The sequence below is a fragment of the Christiangramia aestuarii genome, from assembly GCF_009735585.1.
GTDB lineage: Bacteria > Bacteroidota > Bacteroidia > Flavobacteriales > Flavobacteriaceae > Christiangramia > Christiangramia aestuarii.
Genome location: NZ_VJVW01000002.1, coordinates 209,502 through 225,911, shown reverse-complemented (window position 1 = coordinate 225,911; position 16,410 = coordinate 209,502). Strand labels below are relative to the sequence as shown.

At 40.8% G+C, this 16,410-nt stretch carries 14 protein-coding genes; 4 read left to right on the top strand and 10 right to left on the bottom strand.

Translation table 11 applies throughout. From position 1 onward, the window contains the following. Nucleotides 1-150 precede the first annotated feature (150 nt). The 3 genes from FLP08_RS05085 (at nucleotide 151) to FLP08_RS05075 (ending at nucleotide 3,602) form a co-directional block, all read left to right on the top strand. The gene (locus FLP08_RS05085; protein ID WP_156274704.1) at nucleotides 151-513 is read left to right on the top strand and encodes a hypothetical protein; all 363 of its coding nucleotides are present in this window, start codon (nucleotides 151-153) and stop codon (nucleotides 511-513) included. 318 nt (nucleotides 514-831) lie between these two features. After that, nucleotides 832-2,706, top strand: coding sequence for a hypothetical protein (locus FLP08_RS05080; RefSeq protein WP_156274702.1), 1,875 nt, complete (start codon nucleotides 832-834; stop codon nucleotides 2,704-2,706). A gap of 77 nt (nucleotides 2,707-2,783) precedes the next feature. Next, nucleotides 2,784-3,602, top strand: a complete 819-nt coding sequence (locus FLP08_RS05075) for a BT1926 family outer membrane beta-barrel protein (protein WP_156274700.1) — start codon at nucleotides 2,784-2,786, stop codon at nucleotides 3,600-3,602. An 80-nt stretch (nucleotides 3,603-3,682) separates the two neighbouring features. Here FLP08_RS05075 and FLP08_RS05070 read toward each other — a convergent pair whose 3' ends face one another. From FLP08_RS05070 to tamL, 8 genes are all read right to left on the bottom strand, one after another. Then, the gene (locus tag FLP08_RS05070; RefSeq protein WP_156274698.1) at nucleotides 3,683-4,672 is read right to left on the bottom strand and encodes a YpdA family putative bacillithiol disulfide reductase; all 990 of its coding nucleotides are present in this window, start codon (nucleotides 4,670-4,672) and stop codon (nucleotides 3,683-3,685) included. Then, on the bottom strand, nucleotides 4,659-5,321 hold the full coding sequence (gene rpe / locus FLP08_RS05065) for a ribulose-phosphate 3-epimerase (RefSeq protein ID WP_156274696.1): 663 nt from the start codon (nucleotides 5,319-5,321) through the stop codon (nucleotides 4,659-4,661). Before rpe ends, FLP08_RS05070 begins: the two co-directional genes overlap by 14 nt. A gap of 228 nt (nucleotides 5,322-5,549) precedes the next feature. After that, nucleotides 5,550-6,413 carry a sigma-70 family RNA polymerase sigma factor gene (locus FLP08_RS05060; protein ID WP_072552879.1) on the bottom strand — a complete coding sequence of 288 codons (864 nt, stop codon included), beginning with the start codon at nucleotides 6,411-6,413 and terminating at the stop codon, nucleotides 5,550-5,552. Nucleotides 6,414-6,740: 327 nt separating this feature from the next. After that, nucleotides 6,741-8,978: a polyribonucleotide nucleotidyltransferase gene (locus FLP08_RS05055; protein ID WP_156274694.1), complete on the bottom strand. Its 2,238-nt coding sequence runs from the start codon at nucleotides 8,976-8,978 to the stop codon at nucleotides 6,741-6,743. Between the two features lie 214 nt (nucleotides 8,979-9,192). Further along, nucleotides 9,193-9,462: a 30S ribosomal protein S15 gene (rpsO, locus tag FLP08_RS05050; protein ID WP_156274692.1), complete on the bottom strand. Its 270-nt coding sequence runs from the start codon at nucleotides 9,460-9,462 to the stop codon at nucleotides 9,193-9,195. Between the two features lie 111 nt (nucleotides 9,463-9,573). Continuing rightward, on the bottom strand, nucleotides 9,574-10,431 hold the full coding sequence (gene accD, locus FLP08_RS05045; protein ID WP_156274690.1) for an acetyl-CoA carboxylase, carboxyltransferase subunit beta: 858 nt from the start codon (nucleotides 10,429-10,431) through the stop codon (nucleotides 9,574-9,576). Between the two features lie 84 nt (nucleotides 10,432-10,515). Continuing rightward, on the bottom strand, nucleotides 10,516-11,583 hold the full coding sequence (gene fbaA, locus FLP08_RS05040) for a class II fructose-bisphosphate aldolase (protein ID WP_156274688.1): 1,068 nt from the start codon (nucleotides 11,581-11,583) through the stop codon (nucleotides 10,516-10,518). A 44-nt stretch (nucleotides 11,584-11,627) separates the two neighbouring features. Next, nucleotides 11,628-14,192, bottom strand: coding sequence for a translocation and assembly module lipoprotein TamL (tamL, locus tag FLP08_RS05035; protein WP_156274686.1), 2,565 nt, complete (start codon nucleotides 14,190-14,192; stop codon nucleotides 11,628-11,630). 37 nt (nucleotides 14,193-14,229) lie between these two features. On the opposite strand from tamL, the gene FLP08_RS05030 reads away from it, so the two are divergent. Next, the gene (locus FLP08_RS05030; RefSeq protein WP_156274684.1) at nucleotides 14,230-14,970 is read left to right on the top strand and encodes a TrmH family RNA methyltransferase; all 741 of its coding nucleotides are present in this window, start codon (nucleotides 14,230-14,232) and stop codon (nucleotides 14,968-14,970) included. On the opposite strand, the gene porT is transcribed toward FLP08_RS05030, so the two are convergent. After that, the gene (gene porT / locus FLP08_RS05025) at nucleotides 14,957-15,664 is read right to left on the bottom strand and encodes a type IX secretion/gliding motility protein PorT/SprT (protein ID WP_156274682.1); all 708 of its coding nucleotides are present in this window, start codon (nucleotides 15,662-15,664) and stop codon (nucleotides 14,957-14,959) included. The two genes, FLP08_RS05030 and porT, sit on opposite strands and share 14 nt — an antisense overlap. A gap of 4 nt (nucleotides 15,665-15,668) precedes the next feature. Then, nucleotides 15,669-16,397 carry a bifunctional demethylmenaquinone methyltransferase/2-methoxy-6-polyprenyl-1,4-benzoquinol methylase UbiE gene (gene ubiE / locus FLP08_RS05020; protein WP_156274680.1) on the bottom strand — a complete coding sequence of 243 codons (729 nt, stop codon included), beginning with the start codon at nucleotides 16,395-16,397 and terminating at the stop codon, nucleotides 15,669-15,671. Between the last annotated feature and the right edge of the window lie 13 nt (nucleotides 16,398-16,410).

The following is a 16,410-nucleotide window of genomic DNA, read 5'->3' as shown; positions in this document are numbered from 1 at the left end:
GCCTGATTCTCTTAAACTTGCTTTAAGGAAAATTGGTTTAGATGATAAAATTTCATTTTTTTTAAACCTTGGCGTTAAATCTTATATAAATAGTTTCAGGGAGAAAGCTTATCCGATAAATTAGCCATCAAAGTTAAAAACCTAACACCAATGGCAGCTTATTTTAATTCTAACCAGTTAAGAGCATCTTTAAAAGAACTAGTGAAGATGTATATATCAGAATGCAAGGAATGTGAAACACTTTCCCAGGATTGTGTCGACCTTTTAAGGCATAATTTCCTGGCAGAATTTGTTGTCTACAACAAAGCAAAGAATTCTATAGAAATCGGGATCAGTAAATCTGATAAGTTTGATGGTTATCCAGAGATAGAAGTCTATACCTTTCCGCTGGAAGAGATTGGCAGGAAAGTAGACCATTCTTTCAGGAATAATCACGAAGATCTTGAGTTTTACGGGAAATTGATTGGTAGAAGAAAAGGAATAGGTTCCAATTCAGTAGTCTTGATGGACTAAGCTTGATCTAATAAAATATTATCAAGGGCGATTTTAAATTTAAAATCGCCCTTTTTTTATGTTTGATTTTTCCTGTTTAAGCTATTCTGAAAATGATTTTGATGCTAATTTAGAGCAGCATTTTCCGAATAATTTCATTTTCATCTTTTATCTGATTTTTAACTAAAAAATAAGATTATAGATATTTTATGGACCTAAAAAGGCTGTTTTTATGCTGAAAAACATAAAATATTCTTAAAAAATACCCTCCGATGGGTATTTCTTCCAGTGCCTTAAATCTTTTCATTTGTTAAAATTTAAAAATCTAAATTTTCAACTATGAGAACAATTACCAAGTTTTTCACCTATTGTGCGATAGGTACCAGTGTCTTATTAACTTCTTGTGTATCTGAGGATATTTCACCTCAGGTAGAGGAACTTCGCAGCGCCCAGGCAGATTACCTCAGAGCCCAGGCTGCTTTTGAAACTGCCCAGGCCGAAACCCAGGCTGCACAGGCAGCCCTTTTACAGGCCCAGGCTGAAATCGCCAAGGCAGAAAGCGAAGCTAAGATCGCGATGATGACTGCAGAAACCGCCCTAATGGAAGCTCAGGCTGCTTACGAAGAGGCATTGATGGAAGCCAGGACTGCCAGCGAAATAGCCAAGCTTGAGGCTGCCGTGGCCGAGGCCCAGTACCAGAAAGAACTATTGGAAGCCGAATTGGCAGCTGAAAAAGCACGACTTCAAACTGAAATTGCCCAGGCCGAATTAGCTGCCGCCCAGGCACGTCTTGCTACCCAGCAGGCGGTAGATGCACTCGCTGCCCAGATCAATGAGACTGCCCAGGGTTATCTGGATCTTTATGAGACCAATACGATGCGTGCAGGCAATAAACTAGATCAGATAAACAATTTAAAGACTATTGTATCCAGGTATGAAGCCAATCTGGATGCCGAAGGCAATGTGCTTAACTTCGGAGAAGTAGAAGCAGAGTTACAAGCTCAGATCGATGCCGATCTTGCAGAGATCGAAGCAATTGAAGCCAATATATCTCGCCTGCAAGGTCTTAATGCCAATGCCGAAGATGTTAGGGAAGAACTTACCCAGGTGGAAAATCGAATCGATGAACTCGAGGCTGCGTTAAACGAAGGCAACTTGGCAATGGAAAGAATTTATAATATCTACGAGACCTTCGCATCAAGAGCATCTGAAGTTGGAGACAGAATTTCCTATATCGAAAATGATAAGGAATTGATAGGTCTGTATCAAACTGAAATTTCAAAACTTGAAGAGAATCTGGCTGAAGCATCAGAAAGAATAGAACCTTATACACAAGATATTTCTGATATTGAGAGTTCGCTAGAGGATGAGTATGCAACTTTGATAAATCTTACGCAGGTGGCCGAAGAAGAATGGTATGATCTAAAATATGCTGAATTTAATGGAACCACTGATGATTTAGCACAAGCTCAAGAGGCATACGATGCTGCTAAGCAGAATATTATTGAATATGCCGGAGATTATTATGGAGGTCCAGTGTCTGAATGGTCTTATAATTCAGACACAAACACATGGGAGTTTGAGGGCTATACTTACAATGCCCGTATTTGGATGTATGATAATCCTATCCCAGGTACACCGTATGGAGATGCAGTTAGCACATTAAACAATTTTAACTCCAATGAAAATTATAGGGGATTACTTAATCGTATTTCTCGATTGACGTCTACCTTGGCTAGTTACAATAATGCTGTTATTAATTTAAATGATAATATCAATTATAATCAAGAAAGATTAGAGGCTATTTTTAGTAATCTTGGTGTTAGTAATGCTGAAGAATTTTGGGCTACTTTGAATGAGCTTACCTCAGAATATTATGAGGCCTGGTATGCCGTTTCTGAAATTGAATCGGAATTAGGATCTCAATGGGATCTTAGATGGGATCTTTACTATTACCTGAACGATCCAAATCGTTCTGTAGCAGACTTTGAAAACCAGATCGCGGCCTACCAGGACCAGATCGCAGCCCTGGAGGCAGAGATCGAGCAAAATCAGGAATTGCTAGTCCAGAATGCTTTTGAGGCTTCAGAAATGGAAGCGATGATCCAAAGAACTGAAGACAGGATTGCTCGCCTTATGGAGGAGTATGAAGCTCTTAAAGACCTGGCCGATCAATATCTTGAAATGTTCTACGAAATCGTTGATAACAACTAATCCTATTAGTTCAAGAAGCCCCGTGGAGGCGGGGCTTCCATTTTAATTCTTTACTAATAAAATTAATAGGATATAACATGAAAAAAATAATCACTTATGGTATTCTTCTTTTCGGTATTCTGGGTGCAACTGCCCAGCAAATTGAAGAGATAGATACTACAGATATATATGCCCCGGTAGGGGGAGATTTCTCCATCTCAGTACTTTTTGGTAGGGGTAACTTTTTTGATACCGGTCTTATGGCACCTTCATCTCCGGTAGTAAACTGGACTGTTGAAGGAGAGGGCCCGTATGCCGATATGATAGACCCGAACGAAAATGATGCTTCCAATATGGTGGGGGTAGAGGGAAGGTTTTTCCTTTCGAATAGATTTGCCCTGAAATTAAGTGGGGGCGCTATCTTTAGGAATACCCCTTCAAGGTCTAATATTGAAAGTTTTACCAATTTTGAAGAGGAAAATAACCAGGTCTGGATCCCAAATTATGCTTCGGTGGAATCTGATAAAAGAACCGATCTTAATTTTAATCTGGGAGCAGAATTGCATTTCGATTCCAGGTTTAAAAGGGTTTCACCTTATGTGGGATTCACGTTTCCCTTTTATTATGCCAGGCGATCTGCCTACGATCCGGCCGTGATTACCCAGGCTAATGAACCGGTTATCGTGGATATAGGTGAACGACATACCGAGGTATTTGGTGTGGGCGCACAGATTATAGGAGGAGTAGACTTCCATCTAATGGAAGGTTTGTACATGGGTGCAGAGGTTAAACCTGTATCATACCTGTATGCTTACAGCCAGAAAAGTCCCGGGCCGGGGTTAGAGAACCTGGAAGCAAATTCCAATACCTTTTCCTTTTTCGGGCAGACCTTTTTGAAACTCGGTTTCAAATTTTAGGTTCGGTGTTAACTGAAAATGGCCCTTTGAAAAAAGGGCCATTTTAATTTTATGCTAGTTCAATTTTTGTATTTCCCTGTTTAGGAAACTTTGGTCTTTTGATGCAGGTAATCCATGATCATTTTAGCGTGCACCCTCGAATTCTCGATGAACCATTTATGCGTTTCCACTCCGCCGCAGATTACACCAGCGAGGAATATTCCGGGAATATTGGTTTCCATGGTTTCCTCATGATATTCCGGGATCTTACGCCCATCGTCTGAAAGTTTGATGCCAATATCCTGTAAAAATCCAAAATTAGGCCTGTATCCGGTTAATAAGAGGACAAAATCATTTTCAAGAACTTCTTCCCCCTCCGGCGTCTGAACTACCACCTCATGCTCTCTGATTTCTTTTAAAGATGAGTTGAAATGAGCTTTGATACTTCCTTCTTTAATCCGGTTAATGATATCTGGCCTAACCCAGTATTTCACTCTTTCACCAATTTCAGGTTTTCTAACGATCATGGTCACATCGCCACCTTTACGATAGATCTCCAGCGCCGCATCTACCGCCGAGTTGCTGGCACCTACCACAATGGTTTTCTGGGTAGCATAATAATGCGGATCGTTATAGTAATGTGAAACCTTTGGCAATTCCTCTCCCGGGATTCCCAGGTAATTCGGAATATCATAAAAACCGGTCGCCACGATCACATTTTCCGCGATATATTCTCCCTTAGTGGTCTTTACAGTATGGGTTTGGTCTGGATTGGTTTCTACAGAATTTACCTTTTCAAATAAATGTATGTTGATATCATTCGAGGTAACGATCCTTCGATAGTATTCCAGCGCCTCACGCTTTCCCGGTTTCGGATTATTGCTTATGAATGGAATATTGTCCAGTTCCAGCTTTTCCGAAGTCGAAAAAAACGTCATATTGGTAGGGTAGTGGTAAAGCGAATTTACCAGGCAGCCCTTTTCAAGGATCACGTAGGAAAGGCCTTTCTTTTCGGCTTCCAGCGCACAGGCGATTCCAATGGGACCACCACCAATGATTACTACCTCATATTTATTCTTAGGAATTTGCAACTTGCTTCAGGTTTTTAATGGTTCCAAGCTGATCTTCAGATTTAAAAACGAAACTACCGGCAACAAGCACATCTGCACCGGCTTTAGAAAGTTCCGCTGCGTTTTTGTCGGTCACCCCACCATCTACCTCGATGATGGTTTCCGCGTTATTTTCAACAATGATCTCTTTTATTCGTTTTACCTTCCTGTAGGTGTTCTCAATAAAGCTTTGCCCGCCGAATCCCGGGTTCACGCTCATGATAAGCACCAGGTCTATATCATTTATAACATCCTTTAGAAGCTCTACACTAGTATGTGGATTAAGCGCCACCCCGGCTTTCATCCCTTCTGCCTTAATGGCCTGCAAAGTTCGGTGAAGGTGAGTGCATGCTTCGTAGTGTACGGTAAGTATATCAGCGCCAAGTTTAGCAAAATCTTTAATATATCGGTCTGGATCAATGATCATTAAATGCACATCGATCGTTTTGGTCGCATGTTTGGTAATTGCCTGCAAAACGGGCATCCCGTAGGAAATGTTGGGTACAAAGACCCCGTCCATGATATCTATATGAAACCAGTCGGCTTCACTCTTGTTAACCATTTCAGTATCACGCTGAAGGTTTCCAAAGTCGGAAGCCAGCATAGAAGGGGCAATTAAAGTCTTACTCATAGTTGTATTGTTGTTATATCGCAAAAATACTAAGAAAAACAGGTATAACTAATTCTTTCCCTATAAATGGAAAGAATGCTTTAATTAAAAGGATCAATAGTAAGAGGAAAAATTGGGCAAGAAAAAACCCCGGTCATCACTCCGGGGTCATTCATCAATCAAAAAACGAACAGTTATTTTCATGTCGGTTCATCACGCCGCCACTAAACTGTTGTCACTTTAAATATCTTAGCCAAGATACGTTTTTAAAATTTTACTTCTAGACGTATGCTTTAATCTTCTTATGGCTTTTTCTTTGATCTGGCGTACTCTTTCTCTGGTTAGATCAAAAGTCTCGCCAATCTCTTCTAATGTCATAGGATGTTGATCACCCAGTCCAAAATAAAGTCTTATCACATCGGCCTCACGTGGCGTTAGTGTTTCTAAAGCACGCTCTATCTCTGTTCTAAGAGATTCGTGCAATAGCTCCTTATCTGGATTTGGTGACTCACCAGAACGTAAAACGTCATACAGGTTAGAGTCTTCTCCTTCAACTAAAGGAGCATCCATAGATACGTGACGCCCGGAATTCTTCATGGATTCCTTAACGTCATTAATGGTCATATCCAATTCTTTCGCGATCTCCTCAGCACTTGGCGGACGCTCATGTGACTGCTCTAAGAAAGCAAAAGTCTTGTTGATCTTATTTATTGAACCAATTTTGTTCAATGGTAAACGAACAATTCTCGATTGCTCGGCTAATGCCTGCAGGATAGATTGTCTAATCCACCATACAGCATATGATATAAATTTAAAACCACGAGTTTCGTCAAAACGTTTCGCAGCTTTAATTAATCCTAAATTACCTTCATTAATAAGGTCGGGAAGGGTTAATCCCTGGTTTTGATATTGTTTTGCTACAGAAACCACAAAACGAAGGTTCGCTTTGGTTAGTTTCTCTAAGGCACGGTTATCTCCCGCTTTAATTCTTTGTGCCAATTCTACCTCTTCATCAGCGGTGATCAGGTCTACTTTTCCAATTTCTTGCAAATACTTGTCTAACGAAGCGGTTTCACGATTGGTTACCTGCTTCGTAATCTTCAGTTGTCTCATCTATCTTCTACTTGGATTTTAATGGTGCATAGCTCTTGTACATAGTTATACGTAAGAAGTACTCTTAATGTTACAAAAAGATTATGAAATTTATTTTGGGCGTTGCACTTCGTGCCGGGCTTTACGCTGCAAGTCCTCGCTTCCCTTCAGTCGCTGTGGGCTTTTCGCTACAATCCCTAACGCAGATTTCGTGGCTTAAATTAATTTTCTGTAAATCTTTCCGGCAGGGTAGTCGGGAGAGTTCGATGTAAATTTCATCAGATCGAAAAAATATCCAAAAAAAAAGCCCGTAACAGGTACGGGCTTTTTCTAATGGTGTTCAGAGAACTAGTTCTTATGCTCTCTTGGTTTCCTGTCGTCACGACCACGGTTGTCACGAGATCCACGATTATCTCTGGATCCACGGTTATCACGATTGTCGTTTCTTGGTGCTCTTTCTTTAAAACCTTCCGGTTTTGGAAGAATGGCTTTTCTTGAAACCTTGTCTTTTCTGGTTTTAGGATCAAGACCAAAGTATTTCACATCGATCACATCTCCTAATTTCAGCACATCGTTTACGTCGTTGGTGCGTTCCCAGGCAAGTTCAGAAATATGTAGTAATACTTCGTTCCCCGGTGCATCCACGTATTCTACTACTGCTCCAAAATCAAGGATCTTGATCACCTTAACCTCGTATACACTGCCTTTTTCAGGCTTGAAGGTAATAGAGTCGATCTTGGCAAGAACCTTATCGATTCCTTCCTGCTGAGTTCCAAGAATTTCTACGATACCTTCTTCTGTTACCGGATCTTCGTTGATCACGATCTCAGTTTTGGTTTCTTTTTGAAGTTCCTGAATAACTTTTCCTCCAGGTCCGATCAAAGCACCAATGAATTCGTTCGGAATTCTTCTGGTAATGATCTTTGGAGAATGTGCTTTCACATTCTGGTTTGGAGTCGGGATGGTCTCGGTAAGTTTTTCAAGTATATGAAGTCTCCCTTCTCTAGCCTGTTTTAGAGCATTCACAAGGATCTCGTAAGAAAGTCCCTTGATCTTAATGTCCATCTGGCAGGCTGTGATACCATCTTCGGTTCCTGTTACTTTAAAGTCCATATCCCCAAGGTGATCTTCATCACCAAGAATATCAGAAAGAACAGCGTAGTTCTCACCATCTGAGATAAGTCCCATGGCAATACCAGAAACTGGCTTCTTAAGCTGAACTCCGGCATCCATTAAAGACATGGTTCCTGCACAAACTGTAGCCATAGAAGAAGAACCATTAGATTCTAAAACTTCAGATACAACACGTACTGTATAAGGACAATCTGCCGGGATCATACCTTTTAGTGCTCTTTGGGCAAGGTTCCCGTGGCCTATCTCACGTCTTGAAGTACCTCTAATTGGGTAAGCTTCTCCGGTTGAGAAAGGAGGGAAGTTATAGTGTAGGTAGAAGGTCTCTTCTCCCTGTTGGGTTGGAAGGTCTACCTGGTTAGCTTCTCTGGAAGTACCAAGAGTTACTGTAGCTAATGCCTGAGTTTCTCCACGGGTGAAGATAGCTGAACCATGTGTAGATGGAAGGTAATCTACTTCACACCAGATAGGACGAATTTCGTCTGTCTTTCTACCGTCAAGTCTAATTCCTTCCTTAAGGGTTAGATCACGAACGGCTTTCTTCTGAGCGTCATTGAAGTATCCAGAGATCATTTTCCCTTTTTCTTCAAGTTCTTCTTCAGAGAACATAGCTTTCACTTCTTCTTTCAGGTTAGAAAAAGCTTCGCTTCTTTCTTTTTTGCTGGTACCGCTCTTCGCGATATCGTATGCTTTCTGGTAAGTAGCATCGTAGATCTTCTTTTCGATCTCCTCATCGGTTTCAGCTACTTCGTACTCACGAGTTTCTTTTTTACCGAATGCTTCCGCAAGTCTTATCTGTGCCTCACACTGAACCTTGATGGCTTCATGTGCGAATTTAATAGCTTCAGCCATTTCCTCTTCAGAACATTCGTCCATTTGTCCTTCAACCATCATCACAGAATCTGCAGAAGCACCTACCATGATATCCATGTCTGCTTCAGCAAGTTTTTCCCTGCTTGGGTTAAGAACAAATTCGCCATTAATTCTCGCAACTCTCGCTTCTGAAATCGGAGTTTCAAAAGGAATGTCAGATAATTGAATAGCGGCAGATGCGGCAAGTCCGGCTAAAGCGTCTGGCATAACTTCATCGTCATGAGACATTAACTGGATCATTACCTGGGTTTCAAATTTATAGTCTTTAGGGAATAGTGGACGCAATACACGGTCTACTAAACGCATCACTAAAATTTCTTCGCTACTAGGTCTTGCTTCTCTTTTGAAGTAACCTCCAGGGAAAAGACCTGCAGCAGCAAATTTTTCACGGTAATCTAATGTTAATGGAAAGAAATCCATTGTAGTTGGCGTGTATGAAGACACTACCGTACAAAGTAACATAGCGTTACCCATTTGAACAACAACCGACCCGTGAGCCTGTTTTGCCAGTTTACCGGTTTCGAGGGAAATGGTTCTTCCATCTCCTAAATCGATAACCTCCTTAAATGTTTTTGGAATCATAATAATTTCGAATTCTTGATCTGAATAACTTCAACCAGATCATTATAGTTAAACAAAGGTCTCCGCCATCCGGACGGCCGGGTTGTGTGTTGTGTGTAGTTGTTTGTAGACCAATGAAAAACTACCCCTCTGGGCGACAATTTTTGAATACCTGAATTTTTTCTCAGGTCAAACTAATATATAAAAAAAAGGGGCGCTAATGCGCCCCTGAAAATTATTTTCTTAATCCTAGTTCCTTAACGATGGCACGATACCTCATGATATCCTTCTTCATCAAGTAGTCTAGAAGACTTCTTCTTTTACCAACCAGTCTTACTAGTGAACGCTCTGAGTTAAAATCTTTACGATTTGTTTTCAGGTGCTCAGAAAGGTGAGCAATTCTGTAAGTGAATAATGCGATCTGTCCTTCAGCCGATCCGGTGTCGTTCTTACCTTTACCGTACTTTTCGAAGATCTCTTCTTTTTTCTCTTTTGCTAAATACATTCCAATATTATTTAAATGATTTTTATGTATTGACAGTTTTTCTGTCAGGCGGCAAAGATACTACTAATTTAAAAATTACCTACTTAAACCGCTTTTTTTATTTAATCGATTTTAAGCCCTTACCGGTTGATTCTGAATAAGATCCAGGTAAAGGTTTACCTTGTCCTTAAGCTCAGATCTTTTGGTGATAAAATCCAGGAATCCTTTTTCTTTCAGAAATTCTGCGGTTTGAAAATCCTTTGGAAGGTCTTTTCCGGTAGTGTCTTTTACCACACGAGGCCCGGCAAAACCTATAAGCGCACCAGGCTCAGAAATATTGATATCTCCGAGCATGGCAAAAGAAGCCGTGGTTCCTCCAGTAGTAGGATCGGTTGCCAGAGAGATATAAGGAATCTTGGCATCGGCTAACTGAGCCAGTTTTACGGAAGTTTTCGCCAGCTGCATTAAAGAAAGAGCAGCTTCCTGCATCCTTGCACCTCCAGATTTTGAGATGATCATAAAAGGGATCTTATGTTTTAAGGCATAATCTGCTGCGCGGGCAATTTTCTCACCTACAACAGAACCCATACTTCCACCTACAAATTTAAAATCCATACAGGCGATCACCAGGTCTTTACCTTTAGATTTACCAACAGCACATCTTACCGCATCTTTAAGGCCAGTTTTTTCCTGTGCGGCCTTAAGCCTTTCGGTGTATTTTTTAGTATCCTCAAAGTTCAACGGATCCTTGGAGGTCATTCCCTTATCCAGTTCTTTGAACTTGTTGTCATCAAAAAGAATTTTGAAGTACTCGTTGCTTCCAATTCTTACATGGTAACCATCTTCCGGACTAACATAAAAGTTGCTTTCCAACTGTTCTGCATCAACGATTTTACCGGTTGGGGATTTATACCAAAGTCCCTTAGGGACATCTTTCTTCTCTTCGGTTGGAGTTTGTATTCCTTTTTGCGTTCTTTTAAACCAAGCCATTCTTTTTCAATTTTTATCTTTCGATGATCAACTTTATGGCAATAAAAAACAGCCCTTCAAAAAAAGAAGGACTGTCGTTTTATTTTATAATGTGTTTACGTTATTTAGGTCTTCAAAGGCTTTTTTCAATCTCGCCTTGAAGGTTAATTCTCCTTCACGAACCCATTTTCTAGGGTCGTAGTATTTTTTATTAGGTACATCTTCACCTTCTGGATTTCCAATCTGGTTAGCAAGATAATCTTTTCTGCTTCCCATATAATCTCGTACGCCCTCCATATATGCATACTGAAGATCTGTATCTATGTTCATTTTGATTACTCCGTAACCAATAGCTTCACGAATTTCTTCTACAGTAGAACCACTACCACCATGGAAAACAAAATCTATATGATTTTCTTCTACATTATATTTCTTGGTAATGTATTCCTGTGAATCTTTCAGGATAGTAGGAGTAAGTTTTACGTTCCCAGGTTTGTATACCCCGTGAACATTTCCAAAAGCAGCCGCGATCGTGAACTGGTCGCTTACCTTGCTAAGCTCCTCGTAAGCATAGGCTACTTCTTCTGGTTGTGTGTACAATTTAGAGGAATCAACATCGGTATTGTCAACTCCATCTTCTTCACCACCGGTAATACCTAATTCTATTTCCAGGGTCATTCCCATTTTAGACATTCTCTCAAGATACTTCTTGCAGATCTCCATGTTCTCTTCCAGAGGCTCCTCTGAAAGATCGATCATGTGAGAACTGTATAAAGGTTTTCCGAATTGCTCATAGTGCTTTTCGCTGGCATCCAAAAGACCATCTATCCAAGGAAGTAATTTTTTGGCACAATGGTCTGTGTGCATGATCACCGGAACACCGTATATCTTGGCAAGTTCATGAACATGCTTTGCGCCAGCAACCCCTCCTGCGATAGCAGCTCTTTCATTATCATTAGAAAGTCCTTTCCCCGCATTAAACTGGGCTCCACCGTTAGAAAACTGAATGATGACCGGAGAATTTAATTCGGCAGCTGTCTCAAGTACCGCATTTATACTGCTTGAACCTATAACATTCACCGCTGGAAGTGCAAAACCCTTCTTCTTGGCATAATTAAATATTTCCTGAACTTCTTTTCCTGTGGCAACGCCTGGTTTAATATTGTGACTCATAACTTTTCTTGATTAGGCTTACAAAAATAAGAAAATAAACTGGCTTAGAAAGGATAATTGATTCCGACATTATAAACCGCGTGGGTGAAATTGTAATCCCTGAACCAGCGTTTGCCTTCAGGCTGTGCGGGGTCATGGGTTTTAAAGCCAATATCGAAGCGTAGCACGAAAAAATTGAAGTCATATCTCAATCCAAAACCGCTACCCACGGCGAGTTCCTTCAGGTCGGCAAATTCCTCGAAAACAAAATCGGGATTTGTGTTGGAATCCAGTACATTCCAGATATTTCCTACATCTACGAACAGAGCACCCTTAAATTCATCAATAAGGCCGAAACGATATTCGGCATTAAAAGCCAGTTTCAGGTTGGCTTCATTGAACTCCAGGAAACTACCACTGCTTCCCGGTCCCAGGTCATAAGCCTGCCAGGCCCTGTTGTCGTTAGGTCCTCCAGCAAAGAAAGTTTTGGTAATCGGGATATTGTCTGAATTGCCATAGGGAATGGCGATACCTCCAAAAGCTCTTGCCGCAAAGATCTTATCCCGACCAAGATCCCAGTGTTTAATGAAATCTATTTCGGTTTTGGCATACTGGGAATAAGCTACCCCCAGAACTTTGTCGTTTCCCTGCTCATTCTGCTCGTAATTAAATACTCCAGATAATAAAGAGAGAACATTCCCTGCAGTTTCCACCTTGAACCTGAACCTCGAAAACTCCTTGTCGTAAAGGCTTTCCCTGGTATTCCACAGGTAGGTGAAGTTAGTAGCGAAAATAAGGTTGTTTTCGGTTAACCTTAATTTACGTTCGTAAATGTCCAAAACATTGAAAAAATCTTCCTCGTTAAGACCGGTGTTCGGAAAATCCTGGGAGACCACATAATTGATAAAATCATCTGCCTCATCTGGAATTCCCAGCACAGGATCTTCTGAAGGATCCATGAATTCATAGTTACTGTCCTGGGCAATATCGTTCAGCTCCTCGAATGAATTCCGGTAAACATTGAAGTAATTCTTTGTATTCAAATTACGTACATACTGAATATTTAAAAAGTCGAGGCTATTAGAAAGTTTTTTTGAAGGCTTCCAGGCGTAATTGAAGATCCCGGAGAATGTCTGTTTGTCAAGGCCAATATTTCTTTGAGTGCTGAACCCAAGGCTGATATTGGTGAATGGAGACATATATTTTGGGATGATCTTTTCAGTATCTATAGGGAAGAAGATACGAGGTAAGCTAAGTTTCATGTCTGCGCCAACCTCGGTGATATCAAAAAAACGGTTCTCGTCCCTGCTGGCGGCTGCATCTGTGGAAGAGGCGATGCTTCCCCGGCCAGATATTTCAAAATTTTCCAGCCCTCCAAAGATATTCCTGATCAAAAATGAACCTCCAAATCCAATTCCGAATTTCTGAATGTTACTTTGGGAAACGTCGAAATCGAATCCAAGGGAATATTTAGGAAGAGGGGACAGGAAAATATTGGTAACCAGGTCTGTATTTGTTGTATCGCTTGGGTCGAGGCTATATTGAATGTCTGGATATTTAAATACCCTGAGGGAGTTAATTCGGTTATATGTTCTGGTCCTGTCGGCATCCCTGTAAATAGTTCCCGGTTTAATGAAAATAGCATCACTTACGGCTTCCGGCTTGTAGCGCATCTCATCAAAACTAAAGAGCCTGTAATTCTCATAACGGGCACTGTCCGTCAATGGTTCATTCCTTTTATTGTAGGTGTAATCTGTAAAGATATTTACCTTACTAATCTTATGTATCTTGAAAGGAACGCGGGCCACACTGTCGCCAATGTTGTTTCTCCTGTTTTTAATGATCAGGGTAGTGTTAACCTTGTGATTGGTGTCTACGGTATCTGCATCGAAAGTGATATACTCCTGGTCGAAATTATATACCCCGTTGTTTCTGAAAAGATCTGAAAGGCGGTCGCGCTCATCATTAAAATCAAGCGTGTTGTATTTTGTTCCCGGCACGATCTCACTTTCAGTTTTATGCATTTCGTACAGAGAATCCAGGGCCTGTGAAGAAATTTCTGTCTTAATGGAATCTATAAGATATGGCTCATGGGGGGTTACATAGTATTCAACTCTTGCTCTTTTTTTCTTATCCTCCAGGGGTATGATCTTATAATCTGTCTCTACGTTGAACCAGCCATTGTTCCAGTACCAGGATTTAAGCCTGTTTTCAGATTTCTTGGTCTCTTCTTCATTCACCAGCACCGGAGCCTCGCCAGTTTTCTTGATCCATTGGTTGAATTCCTTTCTTGAATTTAGGTATTTGTCGAATTGCTTCTTGGAAAGGATGTTTACGAGAAAATCCCGTTTTCTTTCGTTCTCCAGGTACCTTTCTGAAAGTATGCTGTCTATGTTCGGCCTGGCCAGGTTGTAAACATGTAAGCCCAGCGGGAAACCCAGTATACTGGTGTTTGGTTCCTGGTATAATCGACTTTTAATCCCGGCATCCTTAACGATTTCACCATTGCTGAAAATTTCATTTTTCACCAATAGGTTTTCATCCTGGTCTAGTCTTTTTACGGCATTACAGCTAATTATTAGGACAAGAGTTAAGAAAAATAATAATATTTTTGCGAAAAGCCGTTTCAACCAGTAGCGTTTAGTGGCTCAAAAATACATTTTTTTAATGCTAAGCAAAAGCCAGATTAAGTTAATAAAAAGTCTCACTCAAAAAAAGTTCAGAAATAAACATGAACTCTTCACTGTAGAAGGGATTAAGGGAGTTATGGAGTTCATTAATTCTGATTTTGAGCTGGTTTCGCTATTCACTACCGGAAAAACTTTTGGGCTTCCTAAGGATAAACTTAATTTGATCGAGGAGAAGGAGCTTAAAAAGATAAGCTCCCTGAAAACACCTCAGGAGGTACTGGCTGTTTTTAAAATTCCAAGTCCGGCTGCTTTTAAGCCTGAAGGATTGATCCTGGCCCTGGACGGGGTTCGTGATCCTGGTAACCTTGGTACGATCATCAGGTTATGCGACTGGTTTGGGATCGAGAATTTGATCTGCTCTGGCGATACGGTAGATTGCTACAATCCTAAAGTGGTGCAGGCAAGTATGGGTTCGCTAACCCGCGTAAAGATCAACTACCTGGATCTGGCAGAATTCCTTGGTCAGCAAAAAGATCTGCCGGTTTACGGTACATTACTGGAAGGTGATAATATATACACAAGTGCTTTGCCGAATTCGGCGGTCATTGTTATGGGAAATGAAGCGAATGGGATTTCAGAAGAAATAATTTCTTTGCTTAAAAATAAAGTCACGATTCCTCAGTTTGGGAAGGTCCAGACTACCGAAAGTCTTAATGTAGCCACGGCGACCTCTATAGTTTTAAGTGAATTCCGCAGGAATCTTTCTACTGAAAAGTGAAATTTATAAAGACAGCCCTAGAAGACATCTTTTCAACATTCCCGGTATAAAGGCTATTTGGATCTGCATCTCTCACCAGTTCGTCGTTGATTGCGAAAACACCTCTAATGGAAGGGGATAATTTAAAATAGTAGAGATAAAGGTCTATACCGAAGCCAAGCTCGTAATAGTAGGAATTAGTGGTCATTCTAAACTGGCCGGCGCTATTATCATCTGGATTGTTCTCGTTACTGCTCAGGTTGATGGAAGTGGATACACCACCTACGACAAACGGTCGGAAGTTATTCAGTCGGTTCGCGTTGAATTTAACCAGTAACGGAATATGTACATAGGTAGAGCTAACTTCACGGTAGGTGTTGGCATCAGCTTTCAAGGCCTGGAATCCCCGGGTGTTGAAATTAACCCCTGGTTCCAGTCTGAGGTCGAAATTATTATTCAGCCTTAAATTTCCTACTAAACCAACATTAAATCCTGTACGGGTCTCTACCCTAAAATCCTGGCCAGTTACCGGATCCGGATTATAATTCTTGTAGTCAAAGTTAAAATCATAACTGTTGAGCCCAAGAAAATATCCCCACGACCAGCGCTGCTGATCGAAATTTTGTTGGTTAAGTACCCGTTCTCCTGAAAATAGTTGCGCCTGAACGGAATTTAGGCATAAGGTCATTAGGGCAATTGCAAGAATCTTCTTCATATTACTACTTTGAGGCAGTATATATTGTTGATACGCCAAACGTTTGTGGTAAATCTTCTACCTCTATAAACCCAATTTTCTTTAAAATATTGTTGAAGGCGATTCCATATGGAAAATTTGCTGCGCTTTCACTTAAATAGGAATAGGCATCCTTGTCTTTTGAAAAAATCTTGCCTATCACCGGTAAAATTAGGTTTGAATAGAGTCGGTAACCCTGTTTGTAGGGAAATTTTGTAGGTACCGAAGTTTCCAATACTACGAAAATACCACCGGGTTTCAAAACCCTGTAAATTTCTTCAAGACCTTTTTCCAGATTCTCAAAATTTCTTACCCCAAATGCTACGGTAATGGCATCGAAGGAATTCTCCTCAAAAGGAAGGTTTTCCGAGTCTCCCTGGATCATTTCTATTTTTGAGCTCAGGTTTTTATCGGCGATCTTTTTTCGGCCCACCTTCAGCATGCCTTCAGAAAGATCCAGTCCCACGATACGCTTTGCGCCTGTCTTCACCATCTGTATGGCCAGGTCACCGGTTCCGGTAGCTATATCGAGAATGCTGTCTGGATTCGTAGCCTCGACCATCGCCACGACTTTCTTTCTCCATTTTACATCTGTCCCCAAAGAGATCACCCGGTTGAGCCCATCATAATTGCCTGAAATATTATCAAACATTTGCTCTACCTGCTTCTTCTTTGTAAGCTTGGAATCCTTATAAGGTGTGACCTTTTTACTCATAGCAAAAATTTGG